Consider the following 16,111-nt stretch of genomic DNA (forward strand, 5'->3'; position numbering starts at 1 on the left):
CAGGGGTGTCTGAACTGATGCCATCGCTGGCAAGCCAGCTCCTACAGGGATAGCGATAAACCTGTAGGAGCTGGCTTGCCAACGATGGGTCCCGAACAACCACCAAAAACCTCAAGGCTCCAACCCGATCCCCCGCAAAATCACACTGGTCACCGTCTGCACTGCCTTTTCAAATTGCATGTCCGACAGCGGTTGGTGATCGTTGAGAATATTCACCTGGTGATCGAAGTCGGCATAGTGCTGGGTCGAGGCCCAGATCATGTACAGCAGGCTCGACGGCTCCACCGGCAGGATGCGTTTGTCGTCCACCCACTGGCGGATTTTCGCTTCCTTCATCTTGGCCCAGTCGTACAGGCTCGCATCCAGCGCTGCCCCGAGGGTCGGCGCGCCGTGGATGATTTCGTTGGCCCAGACTTTCGAACCATGAGGCCGGCTGCGGGAATGGTTCATCTTGGCGCGGATGTAACTGCTGAGCACCACGCGCGGGTCGTCGAACATCTCGAAGCACAGCGCGTCCTGCTTCCAGACTTCCAGCAAATCGAACAGCACCGCGCTGTACAGTTCGGTCTTGGTGCTGAAGTAGTAATGCAGGTTGGAACGCGGCAGTTGCACTTCAGCGGCGATGTCGGCCATGGCCGTGCTGCCGAAGCCCTTTTCAGCGAAGACCTTTTCCGCGCCGAGCAGGATTTTTTCGACGTTACTGCGACGAATCTCGATCTTGTGATTGCCCATGCGGGTCCCCGACAACAGCGTTGAGCAAGACTAGCATCCGCTCTGGACTGCGGCGACAGGGGAAAACGAATCTTCGTACAGCCGCTGTCGGAAAGCTAAACTCTGCGCACTTGGAAACTGCCTGAGGTACTCACGATGCTGCTCAAGAAAACCCTGACCGTCGCTGCCCTGCTCGGCTCGCTGCTCGCCGCTTCTTCGGTGTTGGCCCACGCCCACCTGAAAAGCCAGACACCGGCCGCCGACAGCACCGTGACCGCGCCCACGCAATTGCGCCTGGAGTTCTCCGAGGGTGTCGAGGCCAGTTTCACCAAAGTCACCCTGACCCGGGATGGCGCACCGGTGGCGGTGAAAGCGTTGACCACCGAAGGCAACGACAAGAAGACCCTGGTCGTCACCCCCGCCGCGCCACTGACCGCCGGTACCTACAAGGTCGAATGGCACGCGGTATCGGTCGACACCCACAAAAGCGAAGGTGCCTACGCCTTCAAGGTTGGCCAGTAACTCATGGCGAGTGCGCTGGTGCTGTGTCGCTTCCTGCATTTCATCGTGGTGCTGATGCTGTTCGGGGCCTGGCTGTTCAGGCCCTTGCTATCCAGTGACGAAAGCGCACTGGATCAGCGCCTGGCACGCACCTGCCGTTGGCTGGCCGTGGTGGCGCTGGCCAGCGGGGTCTGCTGGTTGTTGCTGATTACCGCGAGCATGGCCGGGGCCTGGGACGCGGCCTTTGATCCGTCGACCCTGTACCTGGTGCTGGGCAATACCTTTTTCGGCCAGGTCTGGCGCTGGCATTTGCTGATTAACCTCGCGCTGGTGGCGTTGCTGCTGACACCCTTGCGCGCAAGCCTTGCACTGCGCCTGAGCCTCAGCGGCCTGCTGCTGGCCACCCTGGCCCCGGTCGGCCACGGCGCCATGCTCGATGGCAGCGCAGGCCAGTTGCTGATCCTCAATCAACTGATCCACTTGTTCTGCGTGGGTGCCTGGCTCGGCGGCCTGTTGTTGCTGATGATGATTCTGCGACAGCCTGCGGGGCATTCGATCCGCGTGATGTTGCAGCGTTTCAGCGGCGTTGGTTACGGCCTGGTCGCGGGGCTGCTGATCACCGGGCTGATCAATGTAAGGGTGCTCACCGGGGCATTCTGGCCGACGCCGCTGTTCAGCGGGTTTGCCTTGATCCTGTTGATCAAGGCTACGTTGGTGGCGACGATGCTGGGCCTGGCATTGTTCAATCGCTTGCGGATCAATGATTGCGAGCAGCGCCTGCAAGCATTGCGCACCAGCGTGATGCTGGAGTGGATGCTGGGGCTTGGTGCAGTGGCGGCGGTTTCTTTACTCGGCACCCTGCCCCCCATGATTTCCAGCTGACAATCCATTCCCCTGTGGGAGCGAGCTTGCTCGCGATGACGGACTGTCAGTCAACATTTCTGTTGAATGTTAGGCCGCTATCGCGAGCAAGCTCGCTCCCACAGGTTTCTCGGATATCCCATAGTCTGCACCAAGTCATCGTATAACTTCCGATTGACAACCCAGAGAAATCCCGCAAATATCGCCCCCAATGTTGTACGACGACGTATGACAACAATAAAAACAAGAAACAAGGGAGCGTCACCGTGAGCAAGCTCGTCCGCATTTCGTCCGCCCGTTCTTCGCGTTTAAACCTTTCTCGTCGTCATACCCTGAGCCTGATCGGCTGCAGCGGGCTGGCCCTCGCCTTGCCCATCACCTGCCAGGCCGAAGGCTTCACCGACGACGCCAAGGCCACGCTGAACCTGCGCAACGCCTACTTCAACCGCAATTACATCAACCCGGCCTACCCCCAGGGCAAGGCTGAGGAGTGGACGCAAAACTTCATCCTTGATGCCAGGTCCGGGTTCACCCAGGGCACCGTGGGTTTCGGTGTCGATGTACTGGGCCTGTACTCGCAGAAGCTCGATGGCGGCAAGGGCACTGGCGGCACGCAACTGTTGCCGATCCACGACGACGGCCGCCCCGCCGACAATTTCGGCCGCCTGGGCGTGGCGCTCAAAGGCAAGATTTCGAAAACCGAATTGAAGGTCGGCGAATGGATGCCGGTGCTGCCGATCCTGCGTTCCGACGATGGCCGCTCACTGCCGCAGACGTTCCAGGGCGCCCAGGTGACGTCCACCGAAATCAGCGGCCTGACGCTGTACGGCGGTCAATTCCAGAAAAACAGCCCGCGCAATGACGCGAGCATGGAAGACATGTTCATGAACGGAAAAACGGCGTTCACCTCCGACCGTTTCAACTTCGGCGGCGGTGAATACGCGTTCAATGAAAAACGCACGCAGGTCGGCGTCTGGTACTCGGAACTCAGCGACATTTACCAGCAGCAATACTTCAACCTGACCCACAGCCAGCCCGTCGGCGACTGGACCCTGGGCGCCAACCTGGGCTACTTCATCGGCAAGGAAGACGGCAGCGCCAAGGCCGGTGACCTCGACAACAAGACCGCGTTTGCCCTGCTCTCGGCCAAATATGGCGGCAGCACCTTCTATGTCGGCCTGCAAAAACTCACCGGCGACGACGTGTGGATGCGGGTCAACGGCACCAGCGGCGGCACCCTGGCCAACGACAGCTACAACTCCAGCTATGACAACGCCCGGGAGAAATCCTGGCAGGTGCGCCACGACTACAACTTCGTCGCCCTCGGCATTCCCGGCCTGACCCTGATGAACCGCTACATCAGTGGTGACAACGTGCACACCGGCGCGATCACCGACGGCAAGGAATGGGGCCGCGAATCCGAACTGGCCTACACGGTGCAGAGCGGTGCCCTGAAAAACCTCAACGTGAAATGGCGTAACGCGAGTATCCGCAAGAGTTTCAGCACCAACGAATTCGATGAAAACCGCATTTTCATCAGCTACCCGATTTCGTTGTTGTAAATCGTACGCATCAACACCAGCCCCTGTAGGAGCGAGCTTGCTCGCGATGAACCCGAGAACGCCACGGGGTATCAGGTTTCCAGCGTTATCGTTGACGACCATCGCGAGCAAGCTCGCTCCTACAGGACAGAACAGGACGACCCTCCGTCAATTTCCACCCATGCCGCGTTGACAACAGCCGGAAAGCCTAACGATACTTCACCCAAGTCATACGACAACCTACAACAAATCAATAACAACAACCGCGCACCCAGGATTCCCATGACGACCACAGCAACCGCCCGCCCCCCTTTCAACCGCCTGCTGCTGACCGGCGCCGCCGGTGGCCTCGGCAAAGTCCTGCGCGAAAGCCTGCGCCCTTACGCCAATGTCATTCGCCTGTCGGACATCGCCGACATCGCGCCCGCCATCGATGATCGCGAAGAAGTGATGCCGTGCGACCTCGCCGACAAGCAAGCGGTACATCAACTGGTCGAAGGCGTGGACGCGATCCTGCACTTCGGCGGCGTGTCGACCGAGCACTCGTTCGAAGAGATCCTCGGCGCCAACATCTGCGGCGTGTTCCACATCTACGAAGCCGCGCGCCGCCACGGGGTGAAGCGGGTGATCTTCGCCAGTTCCAACCATGTGATCGGCTTCTACCGGCAGGACGAAGTCATCGACGCCCACTCCCCTCGCCGCCCCGACAGCTACTACGGCCTGTCCAAGTCCTACGGCGAAGACATGGCCACGTTCTACTTCGACCGCTATGGCATCGAGACCGTCAGCGTGCGCATCGGCTCCTCGTTCCCCGAGCCGCACAACCGGCGGATGATGAGCACCTGGCTGAGTTTCGGCGACCTGACGCAACTGCTCGAACGCGCCTTGTACACCCCGAACGTCGGCCACACCGTGGTCTACGGCGTGTCCGACAACAAGGACGTCTGGTGGGACAACCGCTACGCTACGGCCCTGGGTTTTGTCGCGCAGGACAGCTCCGAACAGTTCCGCGAAAAAATCGAAGCCCAGCCGATGCCTGCCGCCGATGACCCGGCGCGGCTGTACCAGGGCGGCGCCTTTTGCGTAGCCGGCCCGTTCGGTGACTGAACCTTCGCGCCCCACTTGATCCCCACAACAAAAGCCAAGGGAATGAGTTGCCATGCAAGCCGAATTGATTGTCGACGCCCGTAACGCAGTCGGTGAAAGCCCGGTCTGGGTGCCCGAGGAAAGCGCTCTGTACTGGGTCGATATTCCCGTCGGTGGTTTACAGCGCTGGAGTGCCGACACCGGGCAGGTGGAAACCTGGAAAACCCCAGAGATGCTCGCTTGCATCGCGCGTCATGCCGACGGCGGCTGGGTCGCCGGCATGGAAAGCGGGTTCTTCCGCCTGCATCCGCGCAACGACGGCAGTCTCGACAGTGAACCCTTGGCCCACGTCGACCATGCCCGCGCCGACATGCGCCTGAACGACGGCCGCTGCGATCGCCAAGGACGCTTATGGGCCGGCAGCATGGTGCTGAACATGGGCGCCAACGCCGCCAACGGCACGTTGTACCGCTACAGCGCCGGGCAACGCGGGCCACTCGATTCCCGGCTGAGCGGGTTCATCGTGCCCAACGGGCTGGGCTTCAGCCCGGACGGGCGCACGATGTACCTGTCCGACTCCCATCCGCAGGTCCAGCAGATCTGGGCCTTCGACTACGACATCGAAACCGGCACCCCTTCCAACCGCCGCGTGTTCGTTGACATGAACCGGCACGAAGGTCGACCCGACGGTGCGGCGGTCGACGCCGATGGCTGCTACTGGATTTGCGCCAACGACGCCGGCTTGATCCACCGTTTTACCCCCGACGGCCGACTTGACCGCTCCCTCGCGGTACCGGTGAAAAAACCCACCATGTGCGCCTTCGGTGGCCCTCGACTGGACACGCTGTTCGTGACCTCGATCCGCCCCGGCGACGACCAGGACCTTCAGTCGCTGGCCGGTGGCGTGTTTGCCCTTGATCCCGGGGTGAAGGGATTGCCTGAGCCTTTGTTCAAGTCCTGACGGATCGCAGCCTCGTTGCACTCGACAGCTCCTACAGGGGGATGCCGTCAAGGTAGGAGCTGTCGAGTGCAACGAGGCTGCGATCTTTCCCGCCATTCCAACGCAGAACGAAAAACAATGAATCTGCTCGAACTCGAAGACGACCTCACCCGCCTCACCCTCGCCCCCGACATTGGCGCCAGCATCGTCAACTGGACCGTGCGCAGCAGCGGCCAGCCCTTGTTGCGCCACGCCGATGAGCACGCCCTGAACACCGGCCTGCCCGGCAAGCTCGGCTGCTTTCCCTTGATCCCCTGGTCCAACCGCATCGCCGAAGGCGGTTTCGATTGCCCCGATGGCTGGCTGGCATTGGCGCCCAACAGCCTCACCGATCCCCTGCCGATTCACGGCAGCGCCTGGCAGCAATCGTGGGAAGTGGTTTCCCGGTCGGAAAATGAAGTGGTCCTGCAACTCGACAGCACAACCCCCTTCGCTTATCGCGCCCGGCAACGTTTCCATTTGAACGCGGGCAAGATGAGCATCGAATTGAGCGTTACGCATCTGGCCGAACACGCGGCCTGGCATGGACTGGGCCTGCATCCGTATCTGCCGCGCACCGCCAACACCCGACTGCAGGCCGCGGCCCGCGAGGTATGGTTGTGCAATGAGAAAAAACTACCGACGCAACTCAGCGCGTTGCCGCTCGAGTGGGATTTTCAGCAGCTCCAGCCATTGCCCGAATCGCTCGTGGACAACGGCTTCTGCGAATGGAACGGCCATTGCCTGATCCGCCAGCCCGACCTCGGATACGAGCTGGACTGTCAGGCCTCCGGCAGCGACTACTACCTGCTCTACTGCCCCGTGGGCCTGGAATTTTTCTGCATCGAACCGGTGAGTCACCCGGTCAACGCGCACCACCTGCCCGGTCGGCCGGGGTTGCGTTTGCTGGAGCAAGGTCAAGCCATCGAACTGGGCTTGACCCTGCAGTATCGGCCGTTTCAGGCAGATGCCCCCAACAGTTGACTCAACACCGCTCGCAACTTGCCGGGCTTCACCGGTTTGTTCAGCAAGGGCGCGTTGAGCCGCTGCAACGCACGCCGACAATGGTCAGTGCGGTCGGCAGTAATGATCACCGCGGGAATGTCCTGGTGGAAATGCTCACGCAAATGTCGCACCACATCACAGCCGACCACCCCGTGATCGAGGTGGTAGTCCGCGAGAATCAGTTCCGGCGCCTGCCCGCCTAAAACCGCCAGCGCAGCCGCTTCATCTGTGGCGACCAGAACCTCGCAGCCCCACTGCCCGAGCAACGCGCCCATGCTCTGGAGAATGCTCACTTCGTTGTCGATCACCAGTAAACGGCGTCCCGGCAACGGGTTGCCGGTGCCCGGCTGTGGCACCGCCTGGCTCACGGGCAATGGAACCTCATCAGATAACGGCACCTCGATGCTGAACATCGAACCCCGCCCCGGCAACGAGTGAACGCCAATCCTGTAGCCAAGGATCTTGGCGATGCGCTCGACAATCGCCAACCCCAGGCCCACGCCCTTGCGGTCGGCGGCGCGGCCGACGTCCAGTTGGTTGAACTCGAGGAAGATCGAATCGAGCCGGTCGGCGGCGATGCCACGCCCGGTGTCCCAGACCTCCAGGCGCAACATCTCGCCCCGACGCCTTGCCGCCAGCAGGATGCTGCCGTCATCGGTGTAGCGGCAGGCATTGCTGAGGAAGTTGCGCAGGATCCGCGTCATCAGGCGCAAGTCGGTGCTGATGGCGTAATCGGCCATGTGCACCCGCAGATTCAAGCCGGCTGCCTGGGCGACGGACTGGAACTCCGACACCAGAGGCCCCAGCAGTTCGTCGAGGCGGTATGACGCAATGTCCGGCTTGACCGCGGCCTGATCGAGCCGGGAAATGTCCAGCAGATCCGTCAGCAGGTCTTCGGCCCCTTCCAGGGCCTGGTGAGTGCGTTCCACCAGCACCTGTTCGGCTTCCGGCAACTTGCGTTCGCGCAAGGTCGAAATCAGCAACCGCGCGGCGTTCAGCGGTTGCAGCAGGTCGTGGCTGGCGGCGGCGAGGTATTTGTCCTTGCTGTGGTTGGCGGCCTCGGCGGCATCGCGGGCATCGCGCAAGGCCTTGGCAATCTGTTTACGCTGGGTGATCTGCTGCTGAAGGTTACGGTTGGCTTCGAGCAATTCATCGGTGCGCGCGACGACGCGCTGCTCCAGTTCGTCATTGAGTTGCTGCAGGCGTCGCTGGGCCAGCTTGCGCTCGGTGATATCGGAGACGAACCCTTCCACCAGGCCTTCCTGGCCGGGCTTGAGCAGCAGGTTCATCAACACATCCAGGTGACTGCCGTCCTTGCGCCGCAAGCGGGTTTCATAGCCGTGCAGGCTACGCTGGTGCCTGAGGATTTCGCCGATGGCTTCCAGTTCCTGCGCGCCGTCCACGAACAGGGTGCTGCCCAGGTCGGTCAGGGAGAACAGCACCTCCTGCGGGTCCTGGTAGCCGAGCATGTGTGCCAGCGCCGGGTTGGCGGCGCGCATGCCATCGTGCAGGCTGGCCTGGAAGATCCCGTGCACCGCGTTTTCGAACAGCCACTTGTAGCGGTTGCGCTCGGCTTCCAGATCATCCAGGCGCGCGGCCAGTTCCGGGTAATGACTCTTGCGCGCCGAATGGCTGCCCAGCCCCAGCAGCCCGGTCAAGGCCCGTTGTTGCTCGTCAGAGGGCTTCGCCATAGACGACCTCGACATCACGCTGGCTGGATTCGCGCGGGTTGGTCAGGATGCACGGATCGTGCATCGCATGCTGCGACAGGAACGGAATGTCCGAGGTCCTGACGCCATGCAAACCGAGGGTTTCGTGAAAGCCGATGGCGTGCTTGAGGGCGATCAGGTGTTCGACCAGGCGCCCGCAGATCTGCCGGTGATTCAGGCCCCGGCAGTCGATGCCGAACGTCTCGGCAATTACCTTGAAACGCTCTGGTGCCGAGTTGTAATTGAAGGCCACCACATGCTCGACGAGCACCGCGTTGCACAGACCGTGGGGCAGGTCGAGAAAGCCGCCGAGGCTGTGGGACATGGCATGCACGGCGCCCAGGATGGCGTTGGAAAACGCCAGCCCGGCCTGCATGCTGCCGAGCATGATCTTCTCGCGCAGGGCAATGTCGCTCGGGTTGGCGATCATCTGCACCAGGTTGCCATTGATCAGGCGCATCGCCTCCAGCGCATGAGGATCGGTCAGCGGCCCGTGGCCGGTGGACACGAAGGCTTCGATGGCATGCACCAAGGCGTCGATGCCGGTGCAGGCTGACAGGAACGGATCCATGCTCAGGGTGGTTTCCGGATCGATCAGCGAAACGTCCGGCACCACGGCCTTGCTGACGATGGAGAACTTCATGCGCTCCTGCTGATTGGAAATGATCACGAATTGCGAGACATCGGCCGAGGTGCCGGCGGTGGTCGGAATCAGGATCAGTGGCGGGCTGGGCACGCGGATGGTGTCCACGCCCTCGAAATCGAGAATGCTGCGGCCATGGGCGACGACAATGCCGATGCCCTTGCCGCAGTCCATCGGGCTGCCGCCACCCACGGCGACGATCACGTCGCAGTGGTTTTCCCGGTACATCTCGGCACCGAGCATCACCTCTTCAACCCGAGGGTTCGGCGAGACATCGCTGTACAGGCAGTACTCGATGCCCAGCGCCTGCAGGCTGGCCTCGACATCGGCGACCCAACCGGCGGCGATCACGCCGGGATCACTGACCACCAGGACCTTGCGTGCGCCAAAGGTCTTGGCGTAATTGCCGACACTGTGGCGGCTGCCGGCACCGAAAATGATTTCAGGGGAAACGAACTTGCGCAGCTGGTTGAGACTCTGGCTCATTGGAAAGCCTGTTTTTATTGTTTTGGAAGGTAGAAACCACACTAAACCATCCTGCTGTGAATGCAATCAGACCAATGGGTAGCACGGCCCGGAGTGTACTCACATTCGAATTCACCGCAGCCCCCCTGTGGGAGCGGGCTTGCCCGCGATAGCTGCCTCACAGTCGACATCAATGTTGAATGTGCCGCCCTCATCGCGAGCAAGCTCGCTCCCACAGGGATCTGTGTCGCCAGACTAACCGCGATAGATCAGCTGCGAAGCCTTCGCGTTGCGCAGCGTCAGGTGTTCGATCCCCAACCCCGGCGCCTCGGCTTCCTCGCGGGCCTTGAGGATCACTCCGTGGTGCGGCGACTTGCTGCACACCGGGTCGGCATTGGCGGCATCGCCGGTCAGCATGAAGGCCTGGCAGCGGCACCCGCCCAGGTCCTTGTGCTTTTCGTCGCAGGAGCGGCACGGCTCCTTCATCCAGTCGTCGCCGCGAAAACGATTGAAGCCGAACGAGTCGTTCCAGATGTGCGAGAGACTGTGCTCACGCACGTTGGGAAACGCTACCGGCAACTGCCGGGCGCTGTGACAAGGCAAGGCCGTGCCGTCGGGGGTGATATCGAGAAACAGGTTGGCCCAACCGTTCATGCAGGTCTTGGGGCGTTCCTCGTAGTAGTCCGGGGTGACGAAGATCAACTTGCACGGGTGACCCTGGGCTTCAAGGCATTCGCGGTATTGGTTAGTGATGCGCTCGGCGCGCTGCAATTGTTCACGGGTGGGCAGCAGGCCGACGCGGTTGAGTTCAGCCCAGCCATAGAACTGGCAGGTGGCCAATTCGACAAAGTCCGCCTCCAGCTCCAGGCACAGCTCGATGATCTGCGCGATGCGGTCGATGTTGTGTCGATGGGTGACGAAGTTCAGCACCATCGGATAACCCTGGGCTTTCACCGCACGGGCCATGGCGAGTTTCTGGGCAAAGGCCTTGCGCGAGCCAGCGAGCATGTTGTTCACCGCTTCGTCGGCGGCCTGGAAGCTGATCTGGATATGGTCCAGACCGGCCACCTTGAAGTCGCGCACCTTCTGCTCGGTCAGGCCGATGCCGGAGGTGATCAGATTGGTGTAGTAGCCCATGTCCCGGGCAGCCTTGATCAGTTCGGCGAGGTCCTGGCGCACCAGCGGCTCACCACCGGAAAAGCCCAATTGCACGGCGCCCATGTCCCGCGCCTCGCGGAATACGCGAATCCATTCTTGCGTGCTCAGTTCCTCGCCGTGCCGGGCAAAGTCCAACGGATTGGAGCAATAGGGGCACTGCAACGGGCAGCGGTAAGTCAGCTCGGCGAGCAGCCACAACGGCGGTCCGGGCAGTGTCTCACTCGATCCAGAATTGCGCATGGGCCACCTCCAGAAACGCCAGCACATCTTCGTCGATCCCGGGTACGCCGGGAAAATTCGCGCTCAATCGCTCAATGATCGCTGCCACACTGCGCTGACCATCCACCAGGTCGAGAATCTGCCCGGCACTGGCGTTGAGCTTGATCATGCCTTCGGGGTACAGCAGCACGTGGCAGTCCTGACGGGGTTCCCATTGCAGACGAAAACCGCGACGCAAGGCCGGTGACTGCTGACGATCGATCAGACTCACAGGGCGATCCCCCGATGCCAGACGTTGTCGCCGGTGACCGTGTGATACGGCGCACGTGCAAGTTCGTAGGCCATGCTCATGGCATCGAGCATGCTCCACAGCACGTCGAGCTTGAATTGCAGGATCTCCAGCATGCGTTGTTGCCCCTCGGCCGTCACGTAGTGCGCCAGGGTGATGCGCAATCCATGCTCGACATCGCGCCGCGCCTGGCTCAGGCGCGTGCGGAAATAGTCATAGCCGGCGACGTCTATCCACGGGTAATGGGTCGGCCAGGCGTCGAGTCGAGACTGATGGATCTGTGGGGCAAAGAGTTCGGTCAGCGAACTGCTGGCCGCTTCCTGCCAGCAGGCGCGACGGGCGAAATTGACGTAGGCGTCCACCGCGAAACGCACGCCGGGCAGCACCAGCTCCTGGGAGAGGATCTGCTCGCGATCCAGGCCCACGGCTTCGCCCAGGCGCAGCCAGGCTTCGATTCCGCCCTCGCTGCCGGGGACGCCGTCGTGGTCGAGAATCCGTTGCAGCCACTCGCGGCGCACGTCGCGGTCCGGGCAGTTGGCGAGAATCGCGGCGTCCTTCAGGGGAATGTTGATCTGATAGTAGAAGCGATTGGCGACCCAGCCCTGGATCTGCTCGCGGCTGGCGCGGCCGGCGTACATGGCTTGATGGAAAGGATGGTGGATGTGGTAGTAGGCGCCCTTGGCGCGCAGGGCGGCTTCGAATTCGCTGGGGGTCATTGCGTTGTCAGTCATTGCGGTTCTCCGGGAAGCTCGGCGGCGTCTGGTCAGGCCTCTTCGCGAGCAGGCTCGCTCCCACAGGTGTTCGGTGTGAACACAAATTTCATGTACAGCAGAAATCCATTGTGGGAGCGAGCCTGCTCGCGAAGGGGCCAGCCGCTACAGCTCAATACTCATGCCGTCATAAGCCACTTCGATCCCCCGCCGCTCCAGCAAGGCCCGCTCGGCCGAGTCTTCATCGAGAATGGGATTGGTGTTGTTGATGTGGATCAGCACCTTACGCTGGCGGTTGAAACCCTCCAGCACGTCCAGCATCCCGCCGGGGCCGCTTTGTGGGAGGTGCCCCATTTCGCTGCCCAGGCTCTGGCCGACTTCGCAAATACGCATCTCGTCGTCGCGCCACAGGGTGCCGTCCAGCAGCAGGCAATCGGCACGCTGCATCCAGCCCAGCACTTCATCGTCGATTCGGCCAAGGCCCGGCGCATAGAACAGCGACGCGCCGCTGCGCAGGTCTTCAACGAACAGGCCAATGGTGTCGCCCGGTTGCGGGTTGCCGCGATTGGGCGAATACGGCGGCGCGTTGCTCACCAGGGGAATCGCGCGAAACTGCAAATGCTCGCAGGCCGCTATGCCGAACGGCTGACGATCGAGGCCGACCGGTTGCCAGTGCAGCCCGCCGTTCCAGTGTCCGAGCATGGTGAACAGCGGGAAACCGCTGCTCAGGTCCTGATGCACACGCTCGGTGCACCAGACGTCATGGGGGCAGCCTTCGCGCAGGCTGAGCAAACCGGTGCAGTGGTCGATCTGGCTGTCCAGCAGCACGATGCCGGCGATGGCGCTGTCACGCAGGCGCCGCGCCGGTTGCAGTGGTGCAAAACTCTCGAGTTGCGCGCGAATGTCCGGTGACGCGTTGCACAGCACCCACTCCACACCGTTGTCACTCAAGGCAATCGACGACTGCGTACGACGCTGGGCCCGCAGGCTGCCATTGCGCACACCGGCGCACTGGCGGCAGTTGCAGTTCCACTGCGGGAAACCACCGCCAGCGGCGGAACCGAGAACGCGGATGTGCATGGCGGATGCTCCAGGAGGCAGGTCCGGCCAACCCATCGGCTGGCCGGGTGATCATTCAACGGTTGGCGAAATACATCGTCACTTCGAAGCCAATGCGCAGATCGGTAAACGCGGGTTTAGTCCACATGGGTCATTCCTCTTCTTGTGCCGGGTGATTCCGGTAGAGCCATTAATGCACGGGGCGTTGAGTGCCCGAATGCTACTTTCGAAGGAGTTGGCGGGGTGATTTGGTAGGGGGTGTTGCAGGACTTACAAAACACACATAACCAATGTGGGAGCAACTGTCTTCCCCCTGCCACTCGTCACCGCCACTCGGTGCCGTCCCGCAACATGGCATTCAGCCTGATCAGTAGGATCCGCATGCAGGCGATGAGCGCGACTTTCGCGCTCTTGCCTCGCTCCCGAAGAGCGTCATAACGTGCCTTGAAGTCTGGCTGATGACGGATCACGACCCAGCAAGACAGGTAAAGCGCACGTCTGACGCGGGCTCTGCCTCCGTAGATTTGACGTTTTCCGCTGTGATTGCCACTGTCGTCGTTGTACGGCGCAATTCCCGCCAAGGCCGCCACTTCACGACGATCAAGCGCTCCCAATTCGGGCAGATAAACCAGCAAGCTGGCTGTGGCCACCGTACCGATGCCTTTAACGGAAATGAGTCGCTCGGCTTTTTCGGCATCCAGCTCATGCATGCTCTGATGGATGGTTTTATCGAGCTGCTTGATCTGCACTTGCAGGTAGTGAACAAGACCTTTGATCGCCACGGTAACAGCGGGTAGTTGAACTTGCTGAAGCCGGCGCTTGTTGTCGTCTCGTTGCTGAACAAACTGCTCGCGCAACTGGATCAGCTCGCGCAGCGCTTCACGTTCCGGCGAAATGATCTTGTCGCGGGATGCATGCAGCACTTCAGCGAAGTCCGCCAGCACGGCCGCGTCGATGGGGTCGGTCTTGGCATTCTTGCCCATGGCCACGGCGAAGGCTCTGGCCCGGCGGGGATTGATTCTAAGCACTTTGAAGTTGGCGCCTTGCAGCGCCGCCATGACCTTGCATTCGTACCCACCGGTGGCCTCCAGCAGAACCCGGTCAACCTCGTACTGGCTCAGGCGCTCAATCAGCTCAACAAAGCCTTCTGACGTATTGGGAAGGTCAAAACCTTCACCTTGAGGTTGAACCCATACAACCAGGTTTGATTTGGAGATATCGATGCCGACCCAGGAAATCATGGCAAAACCCTCTTACACTCAGGAGTGAGAGTGCTCTGGCTTTGCCCACGCTTGTGATTCGAGTGGCGCTCGTCCAACTGTTCGGGCTTATGGGCCAGAGTGGAAAGGTGGATGGCAGCTTGGCTCCCACACGTGCTTTTAGCACCGCGGACTCACAGCTTGCCATTCACCTCTCTCACCCCAGAGTTTATCCCTAGATCTAGACACAAGCGGGCTTGCTCGCGAAAGCGGTGTGCCAGTCAACATTTCTGCTGAATGGGACTCCGTATTCGCGAGCAAGCCCGCTCCCACATTTTGGTTTGTGGTGTTTTTGCGGGTTAGAAGAACCCCAGCGGATTGATGTCGTAGCTCACCAGCAGGTTCTTGGTCTGCTGATAATGATCGAGCATCATCTTGTGGTTTTCCCGGCCGACGCCGGACTTCTTGTAGCCGCCGAACGCCGCATGCGCCGGGTACAGGTGGTAGCAGTTGGTCCACACCCGCCCGGCCTTGATCGCCCGGCCCATGCGATAGGCGCGGTTGATGTCGCGGGTCCACAGGCCGGCGCCGAGGCCGAACTCGCTGTCATTGGCAATCGCCAGGGCTTCGGCTTCGTCCTTGAAGGTGGTGACACCCACCACCGGGCCGAAGATTTCTTCCTGGAACACGCGCATCTTGTTGTGGCCCTTGAGCAGGGTCGGCTGGATGTAGTAACCGCTGGACAGGTCGCCCTCCAGACGCTCGGCCGCGCCGCCGGTGAGCAGTTCGGCGCCCTCCTCCTGGGCAATGGTCAGGTACGAGAGGATTTTGTCGTACTGCTGCTCGGACGCCTGGGCGCCGACCATGGTCTCGGTGTCCAGCGGGTTGCCGCGCTTGATCCTGGCGATCTTCTTCATCACCTCGGCCATGAACGGCTCGTAGATCGACTCCTGCACCAGCGCCCGGGACGGGCAGGTGCAGACTTCGCCCTGGTTGAAGAACGCCAGCACCAGGCCTTCGGCGGCTTTTTCGATGAACGCCGGTTCCGCGTTCATGATGTCCTCGAAGAAGATGTTCGGCGACTTGCCGCCCAGTTCGACGGTGCTCGGGATGATGTTCTCGGCGGCGCAATGCATGATGTGCGCGCCCACCGGGGTCGAACCGGTGAAGGCGATCTTGGTGATGCGCTTGCTGGTGGCCAGGGCCTCGCCGGCTTCGCGACCGAAGCCCTGGACGATGTTCAGCACGCCCGCTGGCAGCAGGTCAGCGATCAGCTCGGCGAACACCATGATCGACAACGGCGTTTGCTCGGCAGGCTTGAGCACGATGCAGTTGCCGGCGGCGAGCGCCGGGGCGAGTTTCCAGGCGGCCATCAGCAGCGGGAAGTTCCACGGAATGATCTGTCCGACCACGCCCAGGGGCTCATGGAAGTGATAGGCCGTGGTCAGCTCGTTGATCTCGGCAGCCCCGCCTTCCTGGGCACGGATGCAGCCGGCGAAGTAACGGAAGTGGTCGGCTGCCAGCGGTACGTCGGCGTTCAGGGTTTCGCGCACGGCCTTGCCGTTGTCCCAGGTTTCGGTGACGGCCAGGACCTCAAGGTTCTGCTCGATGCGGTCGGCGATTTTCAGCAGCACCAGGGAGCGGTCCTGGGCCGAGGTCTTGCCCCAGGCGTCGGCAGCGGCATGGGCGGCGTCGAGGGCCTTGTCGATGTCGGCGGCGCTGGAGCGCGGGAACTCGGCGATCACTTCACCATTGACCGGCGAGGTGTTGGTGAAGTACTCGCCATTGATCGGGGCAACGAACTCGCCACCGATAAAGTTGCCGTAGCGCGGTTTGAAAGTAATGACGGCGCCTGGGGTTCCGGGTTGTGCGTAGATCATGGTGGGCCTCTGTCTGGGTCGATGCCTGTCGTATTGACAGGCGATGAGCCGATACTAGAGAGCCCCGCGTGCCAGACGAATGCGTCGTTGGCAGGA

The 16,111-nt window shown here is 61.6% G+C and carries 16 protein-coding genes; 6 read left to right on the forward strand and 10 right to left on the reverse strand.

Going from position 1 to position 16,111, the window contains the following annotated elements; translation table 11 throughout:
- Window positions 1-111 precede the first annotated feature (111 nt).
- On the reverse strand, window positions 112-732 hold the full coding sequence (locus CD175_RS01635; RefSeq protein ID WP_102702465.1) for a TetR/AcrR family transcriptional regulator: 621 nt from the start codon (window positions 730-732) through the stop codon (window positions 112-114).
- Between the two features lie 135 nt (window positions 733-867).
- Here CD175_RS01635 and copC point away from each other — a divergent pair, with 135 nt between their 5' ends.
- From copC to CD175_RS01670, 6 genes are all read left to right on the forward strand, one after another.
- Complete coding sequence (copC, locus tag CD175_RS01640) at window positions 868-1,233, forward strand: copper homeostasis periplasmic binding protein CopC (RefSeq protein WP_104447400.1); 366 nt, start codon at window positions 868-870, stop codon at window positions 1,231-1,233.
- Window positions 1,234-1,236: 3 nt separating this feature from the next.
- Entirely contained in the window at window positions 1,237-2,094 is an 858-nt protein-coding gene (gene copD, locus CD175_RS01645) for a copper homeostasis membrane protein CopD (RefSeq protein WP_104447401.1), read from the forward strand.
- 245 nt (window positions 2,095-2,339) lie between these two features.
- A complete protein-coding gene (locus CD175_RS01655) occupies window positions 2,340-3,635 on the forward strand; it encodes an OprD family porin (protein ID WP_205886310.1) in 1,296 nt (431 codons plus the stop codon).
- A 261-nt stretch (window positions 3,636-3,896) separates the two neighbouring features.
- The gene (locus CD175_RS01660; RefSeq protein WP_007972168.1) at window positions 3,897-4,721 is read left to right on the forward strand and encodes an NAD-dependent epimerase/dehydratase family protein; all 825 of its coding nucleotides are present in this window, start codon (window positions 3,897-3,899) and stop codon (window positions 4,719-4,721) included.
- Window positions 4,722-4,773: 52 nt separating this feature from the next.
- Complete coding sequence (locus tag CD175_RS01665) at window positions 4,774-5,661, forward strand: SMP-30/gluconolactonase/LRE family protein (RefSeq protein ID WP_104447403.1); 888 nt, start codon at window positions 4,774-4,776, stop codon at window positions 5,659-5,661.
- 117 nt (window positions 5,662-5,778) lie between these two features.
- Window positions 5,779-6,663 carry an aldose 1-epimerase gene (locus CD175_RS01670; protein ID WP_104447404.1) on the forward strand — a complete coding sequence of 295 codons (885 nt, stop codon included), beginning with the start codon at window positions 5,779-5,781 and terminating at the stop codon, window positions 6,661-6,663.
- Here the strand turns inward: CD175_RS01670 and CD175_RS01675 are convergent.
- The 9 genes from CD175_RS01675 to exaC form a co-directional block, all read right to left on the reverse strand.
- Window positions 6,639-8,375 carry a PAS domain-containing hybrid sensor histidine kinase/response regulator gene (locus tag CD175_RS01675; protein WP_104447405.1) on the reverse strand — a complete coding sequence of 579 codons (1,737 nt, stop codon included), beginning with the start codon at window positions 8,373-8,375 and terminating at the stop codon, window positions 6,639-6,641. The two genes, CD175_RS01670 and CD175_RS01675, sit on opposite strands and share 25 nt — an antisense overlap.
- On the reverse strand, window positions 8,359-9,522 hold the full coding sequence (gene ercA, locus CD175_RS01680) for an alcohol dehydrogenase-like regulatory protein ErcA (protein ID WP_007972176.1): 1,164 nt from the start codon (window positions 9,520-9,522) through the stop codon (window positions 8,359-8,361). Before ercA ends, CD175_RS01675 begins: the two co-directional genes overlap by 17 nt.
- Window positions 9,523-9,756: 234 nt before the next feature.
- Complete coding sequence (gene pqqE / locus CD175_RS01685; RefSeq protein ID WP_104447406.1) at window positions 9,757-10,899, reverse strand: pyrroloquinoline quinone biosynthesis protein PqqE; 1,143 nt, start codon at window positions 10,897-10,899, stop codon at window positions 9,757-9,759.
- Window positions 10,877-11,149, reverse strand: a complete 273-nt coding sequence (gene pqqD / locus CD175_RS01690) for a pyrroloquinoline quinone biosynthesis peptide chaperone PqqD (RefSeq protein WP_007972043.1) — start codon at window positions 11,147-11,149, stop codon at window positions 10,877-10,879. The genes pqqE and pqqD overlap by 23 nt, the downstream gene beginning before the upstream one ends.
- Window positions 11,146-11,898, reverse strand: a complete 753-nt coding sequence (gene pqqC, locus CD175_RS01695) for a pyrroloquinoline-quinone synthase PqqC (protein ID WP_104447407.1) — start codon at window positions 11,896-11,898, stop codon at window positions 11,146-11,148. Before pqqC ends, pqqD begins: the two co-directional genes overlap by 4 nt.
- A gap of 144 nt (window positions 11,899-12,042) precedes the next feature.
- Window positions 12,043-12,957, reverse strand: coding sequence for a pyrroloquinoline quinone biosynthesis protein PqqB (gene pqqB / locus CD175_RS01700; protein WP_104447408.1), 915 nt, complete (start codon window positions 12,955-12,957; stop codon window positions 12,043-12,045).
- Between the two features lie 55 nt (window positions 12,958-13,012).
- Window positions 13,013-13,084, reverse strand: a complete 72-nt coding sequence (gene pqqA / locus CD175_RS01705) for a pyrroloquinoline quinone precursor peptide PqqA (RefSeq protein ID WP_003253598.1) — start codon at window positions 13,082-13,084, stop codon at window positions 13,013-13,015.
- Between the two features lie 175 nt (window positions 13,085-13,259).
- Complete coding sequence (locus CD175_RS01710) at window positions 13,260-14,177, reverse strand: IS110 family transposase (protein WP_104447282.1); 918 nt, start codon at window positions 14,175-14,177, stop codon at window positions 13,260-13,262.
- A gap of 317 nt (window positions 14,178-14,494) precedes the next feature.
- Window positions 14,495-16,015: an acetaldehyde dehydrogenase ExaC gene (gene exaC, locus CD175_RS01715; protein WP_104447409.1), complete on the reverse strand. Its 1,521-nt coding sequence runs from the start codon at window positions 16,013-16,015 to the stop codon at window positions 14,495-14,497.
- Between the last annotated feature and the right edge of the window lie 96 nt (window positions 16,016-16,111).

The sequence above is a fragment of the Pseudomonas laurylsulfatiphila genome, assembly GCF_002934665.1.
Taxonomy (GTDB): Bacteria; Pseudomonadota; Gammaproteobacteria; order Pseudomonadales; family Pseudomonadaceae; genus Aquipseudomonas; species Aquipseudomonas laurylsulfatiphila.

What these genes read in the sequence shown, in the direction of transcription:
- CD175_RS01635 (WP_102702465.1), bottom strand. Translation starts at nt 732, where the DNA reads ATGGGCAATCACAAGATCGAGATTCGTCGCAGTAACGTCGAAAAAATC.
- copC (WP_104447400.1), top strand. Translation starts at nt 868, where the DNA reads ATGCTGCTCAAGAAAACCCTGACCGTCGCTGCCCTGCTCGGCTCGCTG.
- copD (WP_104447401.1), top strand. Translation starts at nt 1,237, where the DNA reads ATGGCGAGTGCGCTGGTGCTGTGTCGCTTCCTGCATTTCATCGTGGTG.
- CD175_RS01660 (WP_007972168.1), top strand. Translation starts at nt 3,897, where the DNA reads ATGACGACCACAGCAACCGCCCGCCCCCCTTTCAACCGCCTGCTGCTG.
- CD175_RS01665 (WP_104447403.1), top strand. Translation starts at nt 4,774, where the DNA reads ATGCAAGCCGAATTGATTGTCGACGCCCGTAACGCAGTCGGTGAAAGC.
- CD175_RS01670 (WP_104447404.1), top strand. Translation starts at nt 5,779, where the DNA reads ATGAATCTGCTCGAACTCGAAGACGACCTCACCCGCCTCACCCTCGCC.
- CD175_RS01675 (WP_104447405.1), bottom strand. Translation starts at nt 8,375, where the DNA reads ATGGCGAAGCCCTCTGACGAGCAACAACGGGCCTTGACCGGGCTGCTG.
- ercA (WP_007972176.1), bottom strand. Translation starts at nt 9,522, where the DNA reads ATGAGCCAGAGTCTCAACCAGCTGCGCAAGTTCGTTTCCCCTGAAATC.
- pqqE (WP_104447406.1), bottom strand. Translation starts at nt 10,899, where the DNA reads ATGCGCAATTCTGGATCGAGTGAGACACTGCCCGGACCGCCGTTGTGG.
- pqqC (WP_104447407.1), bottom strand. Translation starts at nt 11,898, where the DNA reads ATGACTGACAACGCAATGACCCCCAGCGAATTCGAAGCCGCCCTGCGC.
- pqqB (WP_104447408.1), bottom strand. Translation starts at nt 12,957, where the DNA reads ATGCACATCCGCGTTCTCGGTTCCGCCGCTGGCGGTGGTTTCCCGCAG.
- CD175_RS01710 (WP_104447282.1), bottom strand. Translation starts at nt 14,177, where the DNA reads ATGATTTCCTGGGTCGGCATCGATATCTCCAAATCAAACCTGGTTGTA.
- exaC (WP_104447409.1), bottom strand. Translation starts at nt 16,015, where the DNA reads ATGATCTACGCACAACCCGGAACCCCAGGCGCCGTCATTACTTTCAAA.